The sequence below is a fragment of the Pseudomonas shahriarae genome, assembly GCF_014268455.2.
Classification (GTDB): domain Bacteria; phylum Pseudomonadota; class Gammaproteobacteria; order Pseudomonadales; family Pseudomonadaceae; genus Aquipseudomonas; species Aquipseudomonas shahriarae.
In genome coordinates this window covers 5,919,823-5,939,239 of sequence record NZ_CP077085.1, presented here as the reverse complement: position 1 = coordinate 5,939,239, position 19,417 = coordinate 5,919,823, and the positions used below count along the sequence as shown (strand labels likewise).

The following is a 19,417-nucleotide window of genomic DNA, read 5'->3' as shown; positions in this document are numbered from 1 at the left end:
ACGCCGCCTTCGCGAGCAAGCTCGCTCCCCCACAAGCCCGCTCCCACCCATTAAATGACAGAAAGCTTTGCCGGATCGGTTTATCGAGGGTAAGTTGCGCGCCGGTTTTGTTGTCGGGCAACAACTTTGGGCCCAACTATTTAAGAGGACCTCCACTTGCCAATTTCTTTATTTCGCAAAGCCTTGCTGGTAGGGGCGGGTCTCACGTTGGCAGTCAGCGTGCAGGCGGCTTCGACTGTGCATGTTTATAACTGGTCGGACTATATCGGCCCCGACACCCTGGCCAACTTTGAAAAGGCCACCGGCATCAAGCCCGTCTATGACGTGTTCGATTCCAACGAAACCCTGGAAGGCAAATTGCTGGCCGGGCGCACCGGGTATGACGTGGTGGTGCCGTCCAACCACTTCCTGGGCAAGCAGATCAAGGCGGGCGCGTTCCAGAAAATCGATAAGGCGCAGTTGAGCAACTACGCCAACCTCGACCCGGCGCTGCTCAAGCGCCTGGAAAAGAACGACCCGGGTAACCAATACGCCGTGCCTTACCTGTGGGGCACCAACGGCATTGGCTACAACGTCGACAAAGTCAAAGAAGTGCTGGGTGTCGACAAAATCGACTCCTGGGCCGTGCTGTTCGAGCCGGAAAACATGAAGAAGCTGGCCAGTTGCGGCGTGTCCTTTATGGACTCGGCGGATGAAATGCTGCCAGCGGTGCTCAACTACATGGGCCTGGACCCCAACAGCACCAACCCGGCCGACTACAAGAAGGCTGAGGAAAAACTCCTGAAGGTGCGTCCCTACGTGACCTACTTCCACTCATCCAAATACATCTCGGACCTGGCCAACGGCAATATCTGCGTGGCCGCCGGGTTCTCCGGCGATGTGTTCCAGGCCAAGGCCCGCGCCAGCGAGGCAGGCAAGGGCGTAAACATCGCCTACGCGATTCCGAAAGAAGGCGGCAACCTGTGGTTTGACGTGCTGGCGATCCCCAAGGACTCGACCAACGTCAAGGAGGCCCACGCCTTCATCAACTATTTACTGCAACCTGAAGTGATCGCTCAGGTCAGTGATTACGTCGGCTACGCCAACCCTAACCCAGGGTCGGATACGTTGATGGAGCAATCAATACGCACCGACGAAGCGGTTTACCCACCGCAGGCGGTTCTCGACCGGACATTTGTCAACTTCGAGCTACCCCCGAAAGTGCAACGCTTGATGACCCGTAGCTGGACCAAGGTCAAGACGGGCAAGTAAGGCTCACACTATCTAAGGTTCGTCTGTATTGGACGTTCTGCACTCTTTTTTTCTGGGAGTTTCGTAAATGGCAGTTGCCTCCGGCGCCTATAAGAAAGCCCTCGAGGGCGACCAGACACCGAAAAAGGTGTTGGTCAAAATCGACCGGGTCACGAAGAAGTTCGACGAGACGATTGCCGTGGACGATGTGTCCCTGGAAATCAAGAAAGGCGAGATCTTCGCCTTGCTCGGCGGATCGGGTTCGGGCAAATCCACCTTGCTGCGCATGCTCGCAGGTTTCGAGCGCCCGACCGAAGGGCGGATTTTCCTCGACGGTGTTGATATCACCGATATGCCGCCCTACGAGCGGCCGATCAACATGATGTTCCAGTCCTACGCCTTGTTCCCCCACATGACCGTGGCGCAGAACATCGCCTTCGGCCTGCAACAGGACAAGATCCCCAAGGCCGAAGTCGAGGCCCGCGTAGCCGAGATGCTCAAGCTGGTACAGATGAGCCAGTACGCCAAGCGCAAGCCGCACCAGTTGTCTGGCGGCCAGCGTCAGCGGGTGGCCCTGGCCCGTTCCCTGGCCAAACGCCCGAAACTGCTGCTGCTCGATGAGCCGATGGGCGCCCTGGACAAGAAGCTGCGTTCGCAGATGCAGCTTGAACTCGTCGAAATCATCGAGCGCGTCGGCGTGACCTGCGTGATGGTGACCCACGACCAGGAAGAGGCCATGACCATGGCCGAGCGCATCGCGATCATGCACCTGGGCTGGATCGCGCAGATCGGCAGCCCGATCGACATCTACGAAACCCCCACCAGCCGCCTGGTGTGCGAGTTCATCGGCAACGTCAACATCTTCGACACCGTGGTGGTGGATGACGCCGAAGGCCACGCAGTGCTCAAGTGCGCCGACCTGGACCGCGATATCTACGTGGGTTATGGCATCGCTACGTCGGTGGAAGACAAGTCGGTGACCTACGCTATCCGCCCGGAAAAGCTGCTGGTCACCACCGAGATGCCGACCTGCGAGCACAACTGGTCCAGCGGCAAGGTGCATGACATCGCCTACCTGGGCGGCCATTCGGTGTTCTACGTCGAGCTGCCGAGCGGCAAGCTGGTGCAGTCCTTCGTCGCCAACGCCGAACGCCGTGGCGCGCGGCCGACCTGGGGTGACCAGGTCTACGTGTGGTGGGAAGACGACAGCGGCGTGGTACTTCGCTCATGAACATGAAGAAATTCAAACGGCGATTGCACCGAATAATTCCCAGCGGCAAGCAGGTGGTCATCGGGATTCCGTTCCTGTGGCTGTTCCTGTTCTTCATGCTGCCGTTCTTCATCGTCCTGAAGATCAGCTTTGCCGAAGCGGACGTGGCGATCCCGCCCTACACCGAGATCTACACCTACATCGAGCAGAAGCTGGAGGTGGTGCTCAACCTGGCCAACTACAGCCTGCTGGCCGGCGACGAGCTGTACATCGCCGCCTACCTGGGCTCGTTGAAGATGGCGTTTTTCAGCACGGCCTTGTGCCTGCTGATCGGCTACCCGATGGCCTACGCCATCGCCAGTGCGCGCAAAGAGATGCAGACCGTGCTGGTGCTGCTGATCATGATGCCGACCTGGACCGCGATCCTGATCCGCGTGTATGCGTGGATGGGCATCCTCAGCAACAACGGCTTGCTCAATGGCTTCCTGATGTCCATCGGCCTGATCAACGAGCCGTTGCAGATCCTCAACACCAATATCGCGGTGTATATCGGCGTGGTCTATTCGTACCTGCCGTTTATGATCCTGCCGCTGTACGCCAACCTGGTGAAGCACGACCAGAGCCTGCTGGAGGCCGCGTCGGACCTGGGTTCGAGCACCTTCAACAGCTTCTGGAAAATCACCGTGCCGCTGTCCAAGAACGGCATCATCGCCGGCTGCATGCTGGTATTCATCCCGGTGGTGGGCGAGTTCGTGATCCCGGAACTGCTGGGCGGCCCGGAAACCCTGATGATCGGTAAAGTGTTGTGGCAAGAGTTCTTCAACAACCGTGACTGGCCGGTGGCTTCTGCGCTGGCGGTGGTGATGCTGGCGATCCTGATCGTGCCGATCATTCTGTTTAACCGCAGCCAAGCCAAAGAGATGGAGGGCAAGGTATGAAGCGCTTCAGTTTCTCCAGCTTCATGCTGGTCGTAGGGCTGCTGTTCATCTACCTGCCGATGCTGATCCTGGTGATCTATTCGTTCAACGAATCGAAGCTGGTGACGGTGTGGGGCGGTTGGTCGATCAAGTGGTACGTGGGCCTGTTGGACAACACCCAGTTGATGGGCTCGGTGGCGCGCTCCCTGGAAATCGCCTGCTACACGGCAGTGGCCGCGGTGGCGCTGGGTACGTTGGCAGCGTTCGTGCTGACCCGTATCAGCCAGTTCAAGGGCCGCACGCTGTTTGGCGGCCTGGTGACCGCGCCACTGGTGATGCCGGAAGTGATCACCGGTCTGTCGCTGTTGCTGCTGTTCGTGGCCATGGCGCAGATGATCGGCTGGCCCCAGGAGCGTGGCATCGTCACCATCTGGATCGCCCACACCACGTTCTGTGCGGCGTATGTGGCGGTGGTGGTGTCGGCGCGCTTGCGTGAGCTGGACCTGTCGATCGAAGAGGCGGCCATGGACCTCGGTGCGCGGCCGTGGAAGGTGTTCTTCCTGATCACCATCCCGATGATCGCGCCGTCGCTGGCGGCGGGCGGCATGATGTCCTTCGCGTTGTCCCTGGATGACCTGGTACTGGCCAGCTTCGTCTCGGGCCCGGGTTCGACCACCTTGCCGATGGAAGTGTTCTCGGCGGTGCGCCTTGGGGTCAAACCCGAGATCAACGCCGTGGCCAGCCTGATTTTGCTGGCGGTGTCGCTGGTGACGTTCCTGGTGTGGTTCTTCAGCCGCCGTGCTGAAGAGCGGCGCAAGAAGGCCATCCAGCAAGCCATCGAAGAAGCGGCAGCGGATGGCTGGAAACAGCCGGATGTACGCCGGGCGCCAGCACCGGTCTAAACGCCGGAATAGGCTCAAAATGTGGGAGCTGGCTTGCCTGCGATAGCAGAGTGTCAGTCACTGAAGATGTGACTGAACCACCGCTATCGCAGGCAAGCCAGCTCCCACATTTGATTGCATTTCAAGTTGATTAAGCCGTCCACGGCGACTGGCGAATCACTTCGACAAAGTTCATCGGCTTGAACCCCGGTTCCTGATCCACCAGCACATCGGTCTTCACGTTGCCAAACGTGGTCTGCGGGCGATGGCGCAAACCGTCGGCAAACGCGCAGATGATGCACTCCTTGAACCCTTCACCCCGTGGATGCGCATGCACCACCGCCTCGCGCTGCACGTGGGTAAACGCGGCGTAGTCCATGCCCAGCACGTCCATCTCCACGCCAGCGGTCACCAGGGCGACGGTAGGGCGCAGGTGCTTGGGCACGCCTGGCGTGGTGTGCAGGGCGATGGACAGCCATACTTGCTCGATATCGTCATCGCTCAAGCCATAGGGCTTGAGAAAGGCGGCGGCCGCGTTGGCGCCGTCCACTTCAAAACGCTCGTCATCGCTGCGGTGCCCGTCCATCAGGCCCAGGTCATGGAACATCGCGCCGACGTACAGCAGTTCCGGGTTATAGGCCATCTGCTTGCGCTCGCCGCTCAAGGCACCAAACAGGAACACCCGGCGGGAGTGGTGGTAGAGCAGGTCGGATTCAATGTCGCGGATGTATTCGGTGGTGGCCTTGGCCAGGGCGCTGTCGGGGATTTGGATGCCGGCGATGGTGGTGCTCATGGTCATGATCCTCAAGAAAACGCGGGGTTGGCGCTGATGAGTGCAGTCTGATCGCCCAGTTGCCAGGCAACCACCACCGCAGGGGCGCGATCCCGGCCAATGTGCCTTCATATCGCGCCATGGTTGTACACGATCCAGTGTGGGAGCTGGCTTGCCTGCGATAGCATCGCCTCGGTACATCAGGTATACCCAGGGGATGCCATCGCAGACAAGCCAGCTCCCACAGGGTTTTGCGACAGTCCAGAGGAAGGTTTACCCATGCACAAGACCGTCGCGATCCTGATCTTTCCCGGCGTCCAGTCACTGGATGTGACCGGTCCCATGGATGTGTTCTGCGAGGCCAATCGCTTCCTGGCGCCGGAGGATCATTACCAGCTCGAAGTCATCGGCCAGGTCCAGGGTCAGATCGCCTGTTCCAACGGTCTGTCCTTGCAGGCCCACACCCATTACAGCGAAGCCCTGCAAGCCTATGACCTGCTGTTGGTCGCTGGCGGCCCGCAGTTGCCCTTCGAGGATTTCGGCCTGGCGTTCAATCAATGGCTGCAGTACGCCAGCGCCAGGGCCCGGCGCTTCGGTTCGATCTGTAACGGCGCCTTCATGCTGGCCCGGGCCGGATTGCTGGATGGCAAAACCGTTACCACCCACTGGAGCGACGCGGCTGATCTGGCGCGCCTATGCCCCTCGACTCAGGTCGACGCCGACCGCCTCTACGTGCAGGACGGCAACCTCTACACGTCGGCCGGGGTCACGGCGGGTATCGACCTGTCGTTGTACCTGCTGGCCCAGGACCACGGCCCGGAAGTGGCCCTGAGCGTGGCCAAGCGCCTGGTGGTGTTTACCCAGCGCAGCGGCGGCCAATCGCAGTTCAGCCCGTTTCTCACGCCCCACGCCGAAGCCACCTCGGCCGTGGCACAGGTGCAGTTGTATGTGCTGGCGAACCTGACCGGCGACCTGGGCATTGCTGATCTGGCCCGCGCGGCCAATATGAGTGCGCGCAATTTCTCGCGGGTATTTGCCCGCGAGGCGCGGATCACTCCGGCGGAGTTTGTCGAGCGGGCGCGGGTGGATGCGGCGCGGGTGCTACTGGAAAGCAGCACGGCGCCGCTGAAGACCGTGGCCTACCAATGCGGCTTTCGCGACGCCCAGCACCTGCGCAGTGTGTTCAATCGCCGGCTGGGGGTGACGCCGCAGCAGTTCCGACTCAACTTTGCGGCGCTGGTTTGAGCTCCCACATGTTTAGTGTGTTTCTTCAGGGCTGTTGTGGGGGGCGGGAGGGCAACAGTTTGAGGGTGCCACGGGTATTGGCCTGGACCTCTTCTTCATCAAAATGCGCCTGTTCGTACCCGCCTTCGATATAGGTCTCGGCCTGATCGGCATAGTGCTTGTCGAATGGCACGCCGCTTTGGCCCACCGGGTTGATGGTCAGGGCGTGAGCGGCGTCGGCGAAGTCCACCAGGCGCCGGGTGGACGGGCCGTAAGTCACCGGCCACGGCGCCGGGCCAATGATTGCCGACAGGTTGTTCGGCACTTCGTGGCTGCCCGGTGCGGCAAACGGCCCGACATTGACGATCTGGTCCAGCGGCTGCTTGATGCCCAGCGGATGGCCGTGGGTCAGGGTATGGGCCTTGCCCCACTGCCATTGTGCAGGGTCGTCGCCGAAGGTGCTTTTCAGATGGGCCAGGCTGTTGTCCCAGGCGCGCTTGACGGTCGCGGCGCGCTGCCCGTTCCACCACGGCGAATCGGCAGCGGCGGCCAGGCGCGGCAAGGCGGCGTCGACCACACGGGTGGTGATCAGGGTCTTGAACATCTCGTCACCCAGCTTGGGACGAAAGGCCGCGTCGGTCAGGTCGTATAACAGTTGGTTGAACAGCGTGGCCGGGATCGACTCCACCGGGTAATCACCTTTCCACGCGGCCAACTGTTCCAGCAACTTGAGTTCGGCGGGATCCTTGACCATCTCGCGCAGCACCGGCAACAGCGGCGCCAGCAGGCGTGGCCCGTAGGCGGTGGTGGTGCCCAGTTGCAGGGCCTGGCTGTTGTCCAGGTCCCATTTGACCTGGCTGTCGCTCAATTGCGCGTTCAACTGTTGGCCACGGTCCGCCAGGTTGTAGTAGCCGGGGATCTGCACGCCAGTAGGCGACACCGGCTGGGCATTGGCCGAGACCACGTAGCCACGGGCCGGGTTTTCTTCCTGGGGGTTGGCGCTGAAAGGGTAGAAGCCCAGCTTGTCGGCCTGGGCCGTGCTGCCATCGAGGATGAATCCGGCGTTGGCCCCGGCCGGGCGGATCGGCAACTGCGCTGCAGCCCACCAGCCAATATCGCCCTTGGCATTGGCCCACACGATATTCAGCCCCGGCGCATGCACCTTGGCCACTGCCATGCGGGCCTTGGCCAGGGTGTCGGCGCGGTTGAGCTGGTAGAAACCATCGAGGATCGGGTTTTCGGTATCGAGGAACGCCCACCACATGGCAATCGGCGTGGTGCCGGCATTGGCGCCGAGCACGTCGTTGATGATCGGGCCGTGGGGCGACTGGCGCAGGGTCAGCGTCACCGGGGCCTGGCCCTTGACCGCGATCTGTTGCTCGCTGGTCGTCATGTCGACCCACTGGTCGTGGTAGCGCACCTGGTTGGGGTTGTCCGGGTTGACCTGCTCGGCGATCAGGTCGAGGTCATCGTTCTGGAACATCGTCAGGCTCCAGCCGAACGCTTTGTTGTGGCCCAGGAACGCCACCGGCACCAGGGCGTTGTGATAGCCGTAGAGTTCAAAGCCGGGCGCCGACAGGTGCGCCTCGTACCACACCGACGGCACCGAGAAGCGGATATGCGGGTCGCCCGCCAGCAGCGGCTTGCCGCTCTTGGTGCGGTTGCCGCTGATGGCCCAGGCGTTGCTGCCTTCGAACTGCGGCAGGCCATTGTCGGCCAGGGTCTGCTCGCTGAGGCGGGCGATGGCACTCAAGCCCTGCCAGTCGGCGGCGGCCAGGCTCAGGTCGCCCTTGGGTTTCCAGTCGAGGTCAAACACCTTCAGGTAGTCGCTGCCCAGTTGGTCGCGCACGTAGGTCAGCAAGGGCTCTGTGCGAAAAGCCGCGGCAAAGCTGTAGGCCAGGTAGCCGGCGATGCTGATGGTGTCTTCGGCGGTGAACGGACGCTTGGGGATGCCCAGCACGTCAAACTCCATGGGGCTGGCGTGGCGGTCCTGATATTGGTTGATCCCGTCCAGATAGGCTTGCAGGGCCTTCCAGTGCGGTGACTGGCGGTCCATTTGCGCCGCGTAGGTGGTGGCGCGCTCGCGGATGCGCAGGCTGCGGAATAGCTTGTCGGTGTCGAGCAACTTGGCGCCGAGCACCTCGGCCAGCTCACCGCGCGCCAGGCGGCGCATGATTTCCATCTGGAACAGGCGGTCCTGGGCATGCACATACCCCAGGGCACGATACAGGTCGGCCTCGTTCTCGGCGCGGATATGCGGCACCCCACGGTCGTCGTAGCGCACCGTCACCGAGCCTTGCAGGTTGGCCAGCTCCACCGTGCCCTGGCGGGTCGGTTGCTTGCTGTAGACGTACCAGCCAGCCCCGAGGGCGATCAACACCAGCAGGGCCGCGAGACCCGACAAGACGCGCTTCATGAACGATCCTTATTATTAGAAGTTGGGCTAGGAGCCTTTTGGCCAGGAACAATAGCAGCCCACCGCCAGGGTGTGGGTCGCATTCACCGCCCGGCCGCCGTTGAGCGCCTGCAGGATCGGTTCGATAAAGCTGTTGCTCGAATTACAGGTCAGGCCCTCGCTGTACGGGCCGAAATACGCCAGTTTGCCGTTGCGGTCCCAGATGCCCACCGCTGGGCTGGCGGGCACCTGGTCGGCGCCGGGCAGGGCGGTGATGATTTTCATCGCGCCGAGGTTCTCGGGCAGTTGGCCGTGGCTGCCGGTTTTTTGCAGGGCATAGAACTCCACGCCCTGGGGCGCGTATTGCTCGATCAGTTCGCTCAGGTGCTGCTGGTTGCCGACATTGCACGGGCAGGCCGGGTCCCAGAAGTGCACCAGGCGGATCGGGCCGGGCCCGGCGAGGTCGTCGGGCAGGCGCAGCAGGTCGCCGGAGAACACCGCCGTATGCTCGCTGAATGCCCGCAGGTAGCGGCCCTGGAACCAGTCATACGCGGCCCACAGCACGGCGGCGCAGATCAGCAGGATCAGGCTGGCGAGCAGGGCAGAGCGGTAGGGTTTTCGCATTCAGAACAATCCTCGACGGTGGCGTAGCTTGCCATGCTTGCCCTGACAGATGAATATCGCGACTCGATATTCATCTGTTCACTGCTGTGAAGCCCTAGTCTGGAAGTACTTATGCCCGTTACCTTTGACCCCGATCATCTGCGCGAAAGCTTGCGGCCCCTGGTGGACGCGCAGCCGCTTTCGGCTGAGGCCAGGGTCTACCAGCGCTTCTACGGGCTGGACCTGGCCGCGCGCAAAACCCTGGTGGCCAGCCGCCTGGGGCGCTTCGAAGTGGATGGGTTCGAGGTAGTCAGCCAGGTCTGGTGGCCGGCGCAACCTGTGGCAACACTGTTTATGTTCCACGGTTTCTACGACCACATGGGGTTGTACCGCAGCGTGGTGGAATGGGGTCTGGACCAGAGCTTCGTGGTGATTGCCTGCGATTTGCCGGGCCATGGCCTGTCCAGCGGTGAGCGCGCCAGTATCGACGACTTCGCGGTGTACCAGCATGTGGTGCAGGGCTTGTTCGCACAGGCCGACGCGCTGCAGCTGCCCAAGCCCTGGCATCTGTTCGGGCAAAGCACTGGCGGGGCGATTGTAGTGGACCATCTGCTCAACCAGGGCGCCAGCAGCCCGGCGCAAGGCCAGACCTTCCTGTTGTCGCCACTGGTGCGGCCGCGTGCCTGGGGTTGGTCGCAACTGAGCTATTACCTGCTCAAGCCGTTCGTCAAAGGCATCGCCCGACGTTTCAGCGATAACAGCAATGACCCGGCGTTCCGTCCGTTCCTCGAAGCCGATCCGCTACAGCCCCGGCAGTTGCCGACCGCCTGGGTGGGCGCGCTGGCGCGCTGGATCAAACGCATCGAGGCCGCGCCGCGCAGCACGCGGCGGCCCCTGATCGTGCAGGGCGAGGAGGATATGACGGTGGATTGGCAGCACAACCTGCAGGTGCTGCGCGGCAAGTTTGATCAGCCGCAGATCCTGATGTTGCCCAAGGGCCGGCATCATCTGGCCAATGAACTGCCGCAAATTCGCGAGGAATACTTCAAGTTCCTCAGCGACCATCTGACCTGACGCAATCAAATCTGGGAGCAGGCAAACCCGCTCGCAGATTGTTACGGGGCCAGGCTTGAAGTGCTTTGCCCCACCGCCAGCCCGGCGCGGATCGCCGCCAGTGCCGCCTGGTAGTAAGCCTTGCCTTCTGGCGATTCGGCAAAGGTGGCGAACTCTTCCAGCTCCGGGTCCGACAGATCCCGATAGACGTACAGCAAAGTGTTGTTCAGGTCATTGCCGATCTGCTGCATCAAGCGCTCGCGCTGGCCGTTGAGCATGCTTTGCGCCTGACCGCCGCCCAACAGGCCGGGGATCATCTGGCTCAGGCTATCTGCGGCCACGCCGGCAATCGCCAGGCTGACCTCGGCCCCGGCTTCGCGGGCGGGCAGGGCCTGGGCCAGGTGGCCGATGATCAGGCTGCGGGTGGCGTCGGCCTGGATCTGCGGCAAACCCTGGGCGTTCTTGGCCAGCTGGTCACGGCGGGTCGCCAGCAACTCGGCGGCGACAATCTTGCGCCCCAGCGGCGATTGGAAAAACGCCAGCGCCGGTTTGGGGTCCGCCAGGTTCTGGCGCAACTGGGCTTCGGCGCGCTGATCCATGGCCTTGGGGGCGAAGCGTTTATTGCTGTTGTCCACCAGCGCCTGGTACACCGCCGGCGGCAAGCTGTTGCGGTAGCGCTGCTGGGCAGCACTCAAGGCGTCATTAAAATGCGCGCGTTGTTCCGGCCAGCCGGCGACCGCATACAACTGGTCATGGCTGTCTGCCCAGGCGGGCAATACGCAGAACATCAGCAAGGATAAAAACAAACGACGCATAGGGACTCCTGTCAGTCGGCCACTATTGTCCGTGTCGGGCGTAGGATTTGTCGAGAAGTCCTATCAGTCACCTGACTAAAGTGTGTTTAGGCGCTAGGCGGCGCTGTCGGTTTGCCAGGCGTATGGATACTATGCGCGCCATGCAAATATCCCCTGATGACCCGCTGCTGCTACGCATTGTCGACGACCTGGCCGTGAAGGGCTGGTCGCAGCAGAACATCTTCCTGCCAGAGGCTCTGACCCTGGAACTGGCGGCTGAGTGCCATAAACGTGCCGCTGAAGGTGAATTGGCACCGGCCGCTGTCGGACGCGGCCCGGCCCAGGAGATTCGCGAGGGGATCCGTGGCGACCATATCCAGTGGCTGGAGCCCGGCCAGGCAGCTATCTGCGACCGCTATCTGGCGTTGATGGACAGCCTGCGGCTGGCGATGAACCGTGGGCTGTTCCTCGGCCTGGAAGAGTTCGAATGCCACTTCGCCATGTACCCGCCGGGGGCGTTTTACCTCAAGCACCTCGACCGTTTTCGCGACGATGACCGGCGCATGGTCTCGGCGGTGGTCTACCTGAACCAGGACTGGCTGCCCGAGCACGGCGGCCAGTTACGCATGTACCTCAAGGACGGCGTTGAGCACGATGTGGACCCCGCCGGCGGTTGCCTGGTGGTGTTCCTGTCGGGGGAAGTGCCCCATGAAGTCCTGCCTGCCCACCGCGAACGCTTGTCCCTGACCGGCTGGTTTCGCCGGCGGGGCAACGAGCCGTTTTGAGCATGCAAAAGATTCTGGTCAGCCGCTGCCTGCTGGGGCATCGCGTACGTTACGACGGTGGGGCCAGCGGGCCGTTTGACCAACTTGCGACCTGGCAAGCCGAGGGCCGAGTGGTCGCGGTGTGTCCGGAAGTGGCCGGTGGCCTGCCTACCCCACGGCCATCTGCCGAGATTCCGGGCGGGCAGGGCATGGATGTGTGGGAAGGCCGCGCCCAAGTGTTGACCGCCAATGGCGAGGACTTCAGCGAAGCCTTCCTTGACGGCGCGCGCCAGGCCCTGGCTTTGGTGCAGCTTCATGGCATCCGCATCGCCGTACTCAAGGCCAACAGCCCGTCATGCGGCAACCTGCTGACGTATGACGGCACCTTCAGTGGGGTGAAAGTCACGGGCGAAGGCGTGACGGCCGCGTTGCTCAAGCGCCATGGGGTACTGGTGTTCAGCGAGCTGGAGCTGGTTGAGGCGGCTGCCGCCCTGGCCCAGCTCTCAAACCCGACCTAGATCCAATGTGAGGTTAGGCTTGTGCCCACATTGCTTATTGGGTGGGTTTGCTGGTGTCAGCCTCAAACCACTTTTCCGACAGCGCCGTCAGCCGCCCATCGGCCTTGATCCGCTCCAGTGCTTTGTCCAGGCTCGATTTGAACGCCGGGTTGCCCTTCTGGAAGGGGATCGCCAGGGTCAACGTCGCGTTGGCATTCACCGGGCGGCGCAGGTCCACACCTTCAGCGGGCTGCGCCTTGGCTATGAACTGGCTGCTCTTGAGCGCATCGAGGCTGCCCAGCAGGGGCTTTTGCTGCTTGTGTGCAATCAAGCTTGCGCTGGAATAGCTATACGGCGCGCTGAAATCGAAACGATCCTGCAGTTCAGGAGTCACAGCGATGTGGTTGATCGCCACGTCGTACTTGCCGCTTTCCACGCCGGGCAGCAAGTCGCTGTCGTCGGTGGTGATAAAGGAGGCGCGTACGTCCATTTCCCGAGCCAGTAACTCACCCAGTTCCACTTCAAAACCGGTGAGTTTGTCGCCTTCCTTGAAGTTGAAGGGCGGCGTGTCCGCTTCCAGGGCAATGCGCAGCTCCCCACGGTCAAACACGTCGTCGAACAGTTCGGCGTGAGCCAGGGGGCTCAGCAAAGGCAGCACAAGTAACAGGCCAGGCAGAAAACGCATGGTCACTCCTAAAGAATTCGAAGGTGCGAGACGCGGTTAAGGCTCGCTTTGCTATGGTGTCGAGTGCCTTGGACAACGTTTCGTCACTAAGTTGTCATAACCCTACAGATTTCACAGAAAAACTGGAGAAGTTAATGAAAGCCATTTTGTCTCGTGCAACCCTGGCCAGCCTGCTGCTGGGGGCTTCAATGCTGGCGTCTGCCGCAGATATCCCACGTACACCGGCGCCAAAGGGTGCTGAAGTGTTCATTGTTTCACCCAAGGATGGTGCTACGGTCGATAAGACCTTCACCGTCGAGTTCGGCATCAAAGGCATGGACCTGGAACCCATCGACAAACAGGTGCCAGGCGCAGGCCATCACCACCTGCTGGTCGACCAGACCCAATTGCCTGACCCAAGCCAGCCGATTCCGGCCACCGATACCGTGATCCACTTCGGCAAGGCGCAAACCAAGACCGAGCTGACCCTGGCCCCAGGCAAGCACACCCTGCAACTGGTGGCGGGCGATAACCTGCATCGTCAGTTCGAGCCTACTGTAGCCTCAAAAGTGATCACCGTTACCGTCAAGTAAGATTTGTTCAGACGAAAAAAAGGGAGCCCCGAGGGGCTCCCTTTTTCGTACACGCTTGAAACCTTAGAACAACACGCGGCTACGAATAGTGCCGCTGATGTGCTGCAGCTTCTCTTGCGCCAGGTCCGAGTACTCGGCGTCGACGTCGATCACCACGTAGCCGACCTTCTCGTTGGTCTGCAGGAACTGACCGGAGATGTTGATGCCGTTTTCCGCGAAAACCTTGTTGATCTCCATCATCACACCCGGGATGTTCTGGTGGATGTGCAGCAGGCGGTGCTTGCCAGGGTGAGCCGGCAGGGCCACTTCCGGAAAGTTGACCGAGGACACCGACGTACCGTTGTCGCTGTACTTGACCAGCTTCTCTGCCACTTCCAGGCCGATGTTGGCCTGGGCTTCAGCGGTGGAACCGCCGATGTGCGGGGTCAGGATGACGTTGTCCAGGCCGCGCAGCGGGCTTTCGAAGATGTCGTCGTTGGAGCGCGGCTCCACCGGGAACACATCGATGGCGGCGCCGATCAGGTGCTTGTCCTTGATCGCGTCGGCCAGGGCATCCAGCTCGACCACGGTGCCGCGTGCGGCGTTGATCAGGATCCCGCCCTTCTTGATGGCGCGGATTTCTTTCTCGCCGATCATCCACTGGGTCTCAGCGGTTTCCGGCACATGCAGGGTAACGATGTCGGACATGCCCAGCAGTTCGGTCAGGCTCGACACCTGGGTGGCGTTGCCCAACGGCAGCTTGGTCAGGGTGTCGTAGAAGAACACCTGCATGCCCAGGCCTTCAGCCAATACCGACAGTTGGGTACCAATGGAGCCGTAACCGACGATACCCAGCTTCTTGCCGCGGATTTCGAAGGAGTTGGCCGCGCTCTTGATCCAGCCGCCACGGTGGCAGGAAGCGTTCTTCTCAGGGATACCGCGCAACAGCAGGATGGCTTCCGCCAACACCAGCTCCGCCACGGAACGGGTGTTGGAGTACGGGGCGTTGAACACCGCGATACCGCGCTCGCGCGCTGCATTGAGGTCGACCTGGTTGGTGCCGATGCAGAAACAGCCGACCGCCACCAACTTCTTGGCGTGGTCGAAGATCTCTTCGGTCAACTGGGTGCGGGAGCGAATGCCGATAAAGTGCGCGTCGGCGATCTTTTCCTTGAGCTGGGATTCCGGCAGAGAACTGGTGATGTACTCAATGCTGGTGTACCCGGCGGCCTTTAGGACGTCGACGGCCGATGGGTGGACGCCTTCCAGAAGAAGGAACTTGATCTTGCTCTTATCGAGAGAAGTCTTGCTCATCTGCGTAAACCTGTATCCCGGAGAAAAATGGCAGGGAATCGGATCGCTTAAGCTGACCCGGACGGCAGGAAAGCCGTCACCGCAGAAACGCCCTTGGGCTCTGTCCTGCGGGGGCGGTATGCTAGCATACGCGCCCCGCTAAACACTCATTCCTGCGACGTGAAGCGTTCTCAGGATGACCATGAATTGTTCGAGAGTTCTGTCGATGACCCATCCTGCCCTGATTGATGAGCTAAAGACCCTGGTTGAGCCCGGCAAAGTGCTGACCGATGCCGACTCCCTGGAGGCTTACGGCAAGGATTGGACCAAGCACTTCGCCCCCGCGCCGACCGCTATCGTCTTCCCCAAGACCATTGAACAGGTGCAGGCCATTGTCCGCTGGGCCAACACGCACAAGGTGGCGCTGGTGCCATCCGGTGGGCGTACCGGTCTGTCGGCGGCCGCCGTGGCGGCCAATGGCGAAGTGGTGGTGTCGTTCGACTATATGAACCAGATCCTCGACGTGAACCTCACCGATCGCACCGCCGTGTGCCAGCCGGGTGTGGTCACCAAGCAGTTGCAGAACGTCGCCGAAGAAAACGGCCTGTACTACCCGGTGGACTTCGCCTCGTCCGGTTCCAGCCAGATTGGCGGCAATATCGGCACCAATGCCGGCGGGATCAAGGTCATTCGCTACGGCATGACCCGTAACTGGGTGGCGGGCATGAAGGTCGTCACCGGCAAGGGCGATGTGCTGGAACTGAACCGCGACTTGATCAAGAACGCCACCGGCTACGACATGCGCCAGCTGTTTATCGGCGCCGAAGGCACCCTGGGCTTTGTGGTCGAAGCCACCATGCGCCTGGACCGGGCGCCGAAAAACCTCACCGCCATGGTGTTGGGCACTGCTGACTTCGACTCGATCATGCCGGTACTGCACGCGTTCCAGAGCAAGCTGGACCTGACCGCCTTTGAGTTCTTTTCCGACAAGGCATTGGCCAAAGTCCTCGGCCGTGGCGATGTGCCGGCGCCGTTCGACACCGAGTGCCCTTTCTACGCCCTGCTGGAATTCGAAGCCACTACCGAAGAAGTGGCCAACCACGCCCTGGAAACCTTCGAACACTGCGTCGAGCAGGGCTGGGTGCTGGATGGCGTGATGAGCCAGAGCGAAACCCAGTTGCACAACCTGTGGAAGCTGCGCGAGTACATCTCCGAGACCATCTCCCACTGGACGCCGTACAAGAACGACATCTCGGTCACCGTGTCGAAAGTGCCGGCATTTCTCAAGGAAATCGACGCGATCGTCGGCGAACACTACCCAGACTTCGAAATTGTCTGGTTCGGCCATATCGGTGATGGCAACTTGCACTTGAACATCCTCAAGCCGCAAAACCTGTCCAAGGACGAGTTCTTCGCCAAGTGCGCCACCGTCAACAAGTGGGTGTTCGAGACCGTCGAGAAGTACAACGGCTCGATCTCCGCCGAGCATGGCGTGGGCATGACCAAGCGCGACTACCTGACGTACAGCCGTTCTCCGGTTGAAATCGAATACATGAAGGCAGTGAAAGCGGTGTTCGACCCGAACGGGATCATGAACCCGGGCAAGATCTTCGCTGTTTAACCATCACGAAAGAGGAAGCGGGCCATGAGCTATCAGCACAAGTACGTCGACGGCACCAACATCCACTTTCCACTGGGTAAAGTGGTCTGCATCGGGCGCAACTACGCCGAACACGCGAAGGAACTGGATAACCCGGTGCCGACCGAGCCTCTGCTGTTTATCAAGCCGGGCAGTTGCGTGGTGCCGTTGGAAGGCGGCTTTGCCATTCCAGCCGAGCGCGGTTCGGTGCATTACGAAGCGGAAATCGCGGTGCTGATCGGCAAACCCCTGTCGAAAACCCCGAGCCGTGAAGAAGTGCTGGACGCCATCTCCGGCTTCGCCCCGGCCCTGGACCTGACCTTGCGCGACAAGCAGGCCGAACTCAAGGCCAAGGGCCTGCCGTGGGAAATCGCCAAGTCCTTCGACGGCGCGGCGGTCATTGCCCCGTTCGTGGTGGGCAGCACCTTCCCGGACTTTACCGATATCGGCATTCGCCTGACCATCAATGGCCAGGTGCGCCAGGACGGTAACAGCGCGCAGATGCTCAACCCGATCGTGCCGATGATCCAGCACATGGCCGGTTGCTTCTCGCTGCAGGCCGGGGATGTGATCCTGACCGGCACCCCTGTGGGCGTGGGCCCGCTGCAAGTGGGTGACGAACTGGTGCTGGAATTGCCGGGTGTCAGTCGCTTCGAAAGCGCCGTACGCTAACCCCATCTCTCTGTAGGAGCCGGCTTGTGTGGGAACTGGCTTGCCTGCGATAGCATCCCCGCGGTGTGCCTGATACACCACGGTGCTTGCATCGCGGGCGAGCCCGGCTCCCACACAAGCTCGTACACAGATTATTTGTGCGTGCTGCGCACATCAGGGCTTTGCATTTTTTTCACACGCCATCCGGATAATCCTCGGCCATATGGCACCCAGGCGCTCTGAGCCCTGGGCCATCACCGACAGCCGATTATCTGGAATGCCTCCATGGCCGTACCCCTTTCTTCTGCGAATCCCACCCCGCGCCCGCGCCTGAATATGCGCTGGTACTCCTGGCTGTTGCTGGCCGGGGTGATCATGTACGGGGTTTCCTGGTTGATGCACTGGGATGACCGGGGCGCGTTATGGGTGTTGGAGCGCTTTGAAAGCCCGGTCGAACGCCGAGAAAGCGTCTGGCTTCCGGACTACCAGACGGTGATCGACGCCAAGCCATTGCCCGGCATGGAAAAGGACGAAGCGTCGGACCTGGCCTACAACCCGCAGACCAAAACCTTATTCGCAGTGATGGGCCGCAACCCGTTCCTGGTGGAACTCAGCCTGCAGGGCGATGTGCTGCGCAAGATTCCCCTGGTGGGCTGGAGCAACCCGGAAGGCGTGACGGTCATGGAAAACGGCGTGATAGGCATCGTGGATGAGCGCAGGCACAACGTGACGCTGGTCAAGGTGGATGCCGACACCCACGAACTGGCTTTCGCCGACTTCCCAAGCTACGACCTGGGCCCCTCCGAGAACCAGAACAAGGCATTCGAGGCCATCACCTGGGACAAACGCAATCAACAGCTGGTGCTGGGTATCGAGCGCCCGGCGCAGTTGTTTACCTGGGCCAGCGATGGCGGCCAGGTCCTGGCGGGCGACAAGCGGAAGTTGCCCAGCTCCGAACTGGATATCCGCAACCTCTCGGCCTTGAGTGTCGATCCGCGTACCGGCCACCTGTTGGTGCTGTCCGCCGACTCTCATCTGCTGCTGGAGCTGGACGAAAAGGGTCAGCAGGTCAGCTTCATGACCGTGCTGGGCGGCTTCAATGGCCTGAAAAGCACGATCCCCCGCGCCGAAGGCGTAACCATGGACGAAAACGGCACGCTGTACATGGTCAGCGAGCCCAATCTGTTTTATCGGTTCGATAAGCAGAAATAGCTGATTGATTACGTCGGACTCTTCTCTATGCGCGGCATTCCCCAGACATTGAGCTGCGTTTAAGTTTAAATTCAGACGGCTGTGATATTCATTTGCCAGTTTTGACTTTGAGCCAGCCTCCATGCGCCGATTTGCCCGCCCCAAACCTGCCCTTCTTATCCTACTGTTGATCGCCCTGGTTGCCGTGGGCGTGGTTGCCCAGCAGTTTCGTTTATTCGAGCGCGCCTGGTTCAACTGGCAGACCTGGCGCCAGCCGCTGGATGAACGCTCCATTGGCCTGGCGGACTATGAGGTGGTGCTGGAAGCCCAGGTGATTGAGGGCCTGGATGATGATGTCTCGGCGTTGACCTACGACCCGGTGCGCAAGAGCCTGTTTACCGTGACCAATCAAAACGCCGAACTGGTTGAACTGTCCCTGGACGGCAAGATCCTGCGGCGTATCAACCTGGTGGGGTTTGGCGATGCCGAAGCGGTGGAGTTCATCAGCGAGAACACCTATGTGGTCAGCGATGAGCGCCAGCAGCGGCTGATCAAGATTCACCTGGAGGACGACACGCAGTTTCTCGACGCGGCCGAGGCCGAGCAGATGACCCTGGGTGTGCACCTGAAGGGCAATAAAGGCTTTGAAGGGCTGGCCTATGACTCGGTGGGCAAGCGCCTGTTTGTCGCCAAGGAGCGGGACCCGATGCTGATCTACGAAGTGCACGGCTTTCCCCATTTCAAACCGGAAAAAACCTACTCGGTCCACGTAGTCAACAACCCCCGACGCGATGCCGGGCTGTTTGTACGCGACCTGTCCAGCCTGCAATACGATGAGCGCAGCGGCCATTTACTGGCGCTGTCCGATGAGTCGTACCTGGTGCTGGAACTGGATATCGACGGTCGCCCCTTGAGCAGCTTGTCGCTGCTCAAGGGGCGCAATGGCTTGAAAAAACGCGTGCCCCAAGCCGAGGGTATCGCCATGGATGACGATGGCACGTTGTACCTGGTGAGTGAGCCGAACCTGTTCTATGTCTTCAAGAAAAAGCCCGAGCAGCGGTAGGCGC

General features: G+C 61.1%; 19 protein-coding genes. 13 read left to right on the top strand and 6 right to left on the bottom strand.

Features of this window, described 5'->3' with window-relative positions; all coding sequences use genetic code 11:
- The first annotated feature begins 156 nt into the window (after positions 1 to 156).
- The 4 genes from HU773_RS26740 (at position 157) to HU773_RS26725 (ending at position 4,259) form a co-directional block, all read left to right on the top strand.
- Positions 157 to 1,251, top strand: coding sequence for a polyamine ABC transporter substrate-binding protein (locus HU773_RS26740; protein WP_057440426.1), 1,095 nt, complete (start codon positions 157 to 159; stop codon positions 1,249 to 1,251).
- A 67-nt stretch (positions 1,252 to 1,318) separates the two neighbouring features.
- Positions 1,319 to 2,461 carry an ABC transporter ATP-binding protein gene (locus HU773_RS26735; protein ID WP_029289449.1) on the top strand — a complete coding sequence of 381 codons (1,143 nt, stop codon included), beginning with the start codon at positions 1,319 to 1,321 and terminating at the stop codon, positions 2,459 to 2,461.
- Complete coding sequence (locus HU773_RS26730; RefSeq protein ID WP_057960924.1) at positions 2,458 to 3,378, top strand: ABC transporter permease subunit; 921 nt, start codon at positions 2,458 to 2,460, stop codon at positions 3,376 to 3,378. The genes HU773_RS26735 and HU773_RS26730 overlap by 4 nt, the downstream gene beginning before the upstream one ends.
- Positions 3,375 to 4,259: an ABC transporter permease subunit gene (locus tag HU773_RS26725; protein WP_057440425.1), complete on the top strand. Its 885-nt coding sequence runs from the start codon at positions 3,375 to 3,377 to the stop codon at positions 4,257 to 4,259. Before HU773_RS26730 ends, HU773_RS26725 begins: the two co-directional genes overlap by 4 nt.
- A gap of 130 nt (positions 4,260 to 4,389) precedes the next feature.
- Here HU773_RS26725 and HU773_RS26720 read toward each other — a convergent pair whose 3' ends face one another.
- Positions 4,390 to 5,031: an HD domain-containing protein gene (locus tag HU773_RS26720; RefSeq protein ID WP_057960922.1), complete on the bottom strand. Its 642-nt coding sequence runs from the start codon at positions 5,029 to 5,031 to the stop codon at positions 4,390 to 4,392.
- Positions 5,032 to 5,289: 258 nt separating this feature from the next.
- On the opposite strand from HU773_RS26720, the gene HU773_RS26715 reads away from it, so the two are divergent.
- Positions 5,290 to 6,255 carry a GlxA family transcriptional regulator gene (locus HU773_RS26715; protein WP_186624973.1) on the top strand — a complete coding sequence of 322 codons (966 nt, stop codon included), beginning with the start codon at positions 5,290 to 5,292 and terminating at the stop codon, positions 6,253 to 6,255.
- A gap of 25 nt (positions 6,256 to 6,280) precedes the next feature.
- Here the strand turns inward: HU773_RS26715 and HU773_RS26710 are convergent, their stop codons facing one another.
- Together HU773_RS26710 and HU773_RS26705 are read right to left on the bottom strand one after the other, a co-directional pair.
- A complete protein-coding gene (locus HU773_RS26710) occupies positions 6,281 to 8,650 on the bottom strand; it encodes a penicillin acylase family protein (RefSeq protein ID WP_057960920.1) in 2,370 nt (789 codons plus the stop codon).
- A gap of 27 nt (positions 8,651 to 8,677) precedes the next feature.
- A complete protein-coding gene (locus HU773_RS26705) occupies positions 8,678 to 9,253 on the bottom strand; it encodes a DUF6436 domain-containing protein (RefSeq protein WP_057960919.1) in 576 nt (191 codons plus the stop codon).
- A gap of 111 nt (positions 9,254 to 9,364) precedes the next feature.
- Here HU773_RS26705 and bipL point away from each other — a divergent pair, with 111 nt between their 5' ends.
- Positions 9,365 to 10,306, top strand: a complete 942-nt coding sequence (gene bipL / locus HU773_RS26700; protein ID WP_057960918.1) for a phospholipase BipL — start codon at positions 9,365 to 9,367, stop codon at positions 10,304 to 10,306.
- Positions 10,307 to 10,347: 41 nt separating this feature from the next.
- On the opposite strand, the gene HU773_RS26695 is transcribed toward bipL, so the two are convergent.
- Positions 10,348 to 11,100 (bottom strand): DUF2059 domain-containing protein, encoded by a 753-nt coding sequence (locus tag HU773_RS26695; protein ID WP_057440422.1) that lies wholly within the window; start codon positions 11,098 to 11,100, stop codon positions 10,348 to 10,350.
- Positions 11,101 to 11,231: 131 nt separating this feature from the next.
- Here HU773_RS26695 and HU773_RS26690 point away from each other — a divergent pair, with 131 nt between their 5' ends.
- Both HU773_RS26690 and HU773_RS26685 read left to right on the top strand, forming a co-directional pair.
- A complete protein-coding gene (locus HU773_RS26690; protein WP_057440421.1) occupies positions 11,232 to 11,864 on the top strand; it encodes a 2OG-Fe(II) oxygenase in 633 nt (210 codons plus the stop codon).
- Positions 11,865 to 11,866: 2 nt separating this feature from the next.
- On the top strand, positions 11,867 to 12,361 hold the full coding sequence (locus HU773_RS26685; RefSeq protein WP_057440420.1) for a 2-thiouracil desulfurase family protein: 495 nt from the start codon (positions 11,867 to 11,869) through the stop codon (positions 12,359 to 12,361).
- A 34-nt stretch (positions 12,362 to 12,395) separates the two neighbouring features.
- Here HU773_RS26685 and HU773_RS26680 read toward each other — a convergent pair whose 3' ends face one another.
- Positions 12,396 to 13,025: a transporter substrate-binding domain-containing protein gene (locus tag HU773_RS26680; RefSeq protein WP_120734304.1), complete on the bottom strand. Its 630-nt coding sequence runs from the start codon at positions 13,023 to 13,025 to the stop codon at positions 12,396 to 12,398.
- 134 nt (positions 13,026 to 13,159) lie between these two features.
- Here HU773_RS26680 and HU773_RS26675 point away from each other — a divergent pair, with 134 nt between their 5' ends.
- A complete protein-coding gene (locus tag HU773_RS26675; protein ID WP_057440418.1) occupies positions 13,160 to 13,597 on the top strand; it encodes a DUF4399 domain-containing protein in 438 nt (145 codons plus the stop codon).
- Between the two features lie 63 nt (positions 13,598 to 13,660).
- Here HU773_RS26675 and serA read toward each other — a convergent pair whose 3' ends face one another.
- The gene (gene serA, locus HU773_RS26670) at positions 13,661 to 14,890 is read right to left on the bottom strand and encodes a phosphoglycerate dehydrogenase (protein ID WP_029289418.1); all 1,230 of its coding nucleotides are present in this window, start codon (positions 14,888 to 14,890) and stop codon (positions 13,661 to 13,663) included.
- Positions 14,891 to 15,095: 205 nt separating this feature from the next.
- On the opposite strand from serA, the gene HU773_RS26665 reads away from it, so the two are divergent.
- From HU773_RS26665 to HU773_RS26650, 4 genes are all read left to right on the top strand, one after another.
- Positions 15,096 to 16,490, top strand: a complete 1,395-nt coding sequence (locus HU773_RS26665) for a D-2-hydroxyglutarate dehydrogenase (RefSeq protein WP_057960917.1) — start codon at positions 15,096 to 15,098, stop codon at positions 16,488 to 16,490.
- 24 nt (positions 16,491 to 16,514) lie between these two features.
- Positions 16,515 to 17,180, top strand: a complete 666-nt coding sequence (locus HU773_RS26660) for a fumarylacetoacetate hydrolase family protein (protein ID WP_057440416.1) — start codon at positions 16,515 to 16,517, stop codon at positions 17,178 to 17,180.
- A gap of 264 nt (positions 17,181 to 17,444) precedes the next feature.
- A complete protein-coding gene (locus tag HU773_RS26655; RefSeq protein ID WP_057960916.1) occupies positions 17,445 to 18,371 on the top strand; it encodes an SdiA-regulated domain-containing protein in 927 nt (308 codons plus the stop codon).
- Positions 18,372 to 18,492: 121 nt separating this feature from the next.
- Positions 18,493 to 19,413, top strand: coding sequence for an SdiA-regulated domain-containing protein (locus HU773_RS26650; RefSeq protein ID WP_057960915.1), 921 nt, complete (start codon positions 18,493 to 18,495; stop codon positions 19,411 to 19,413).
- Positions 19,414 to 19,417 lie beyond the last annotated feature (4 nt).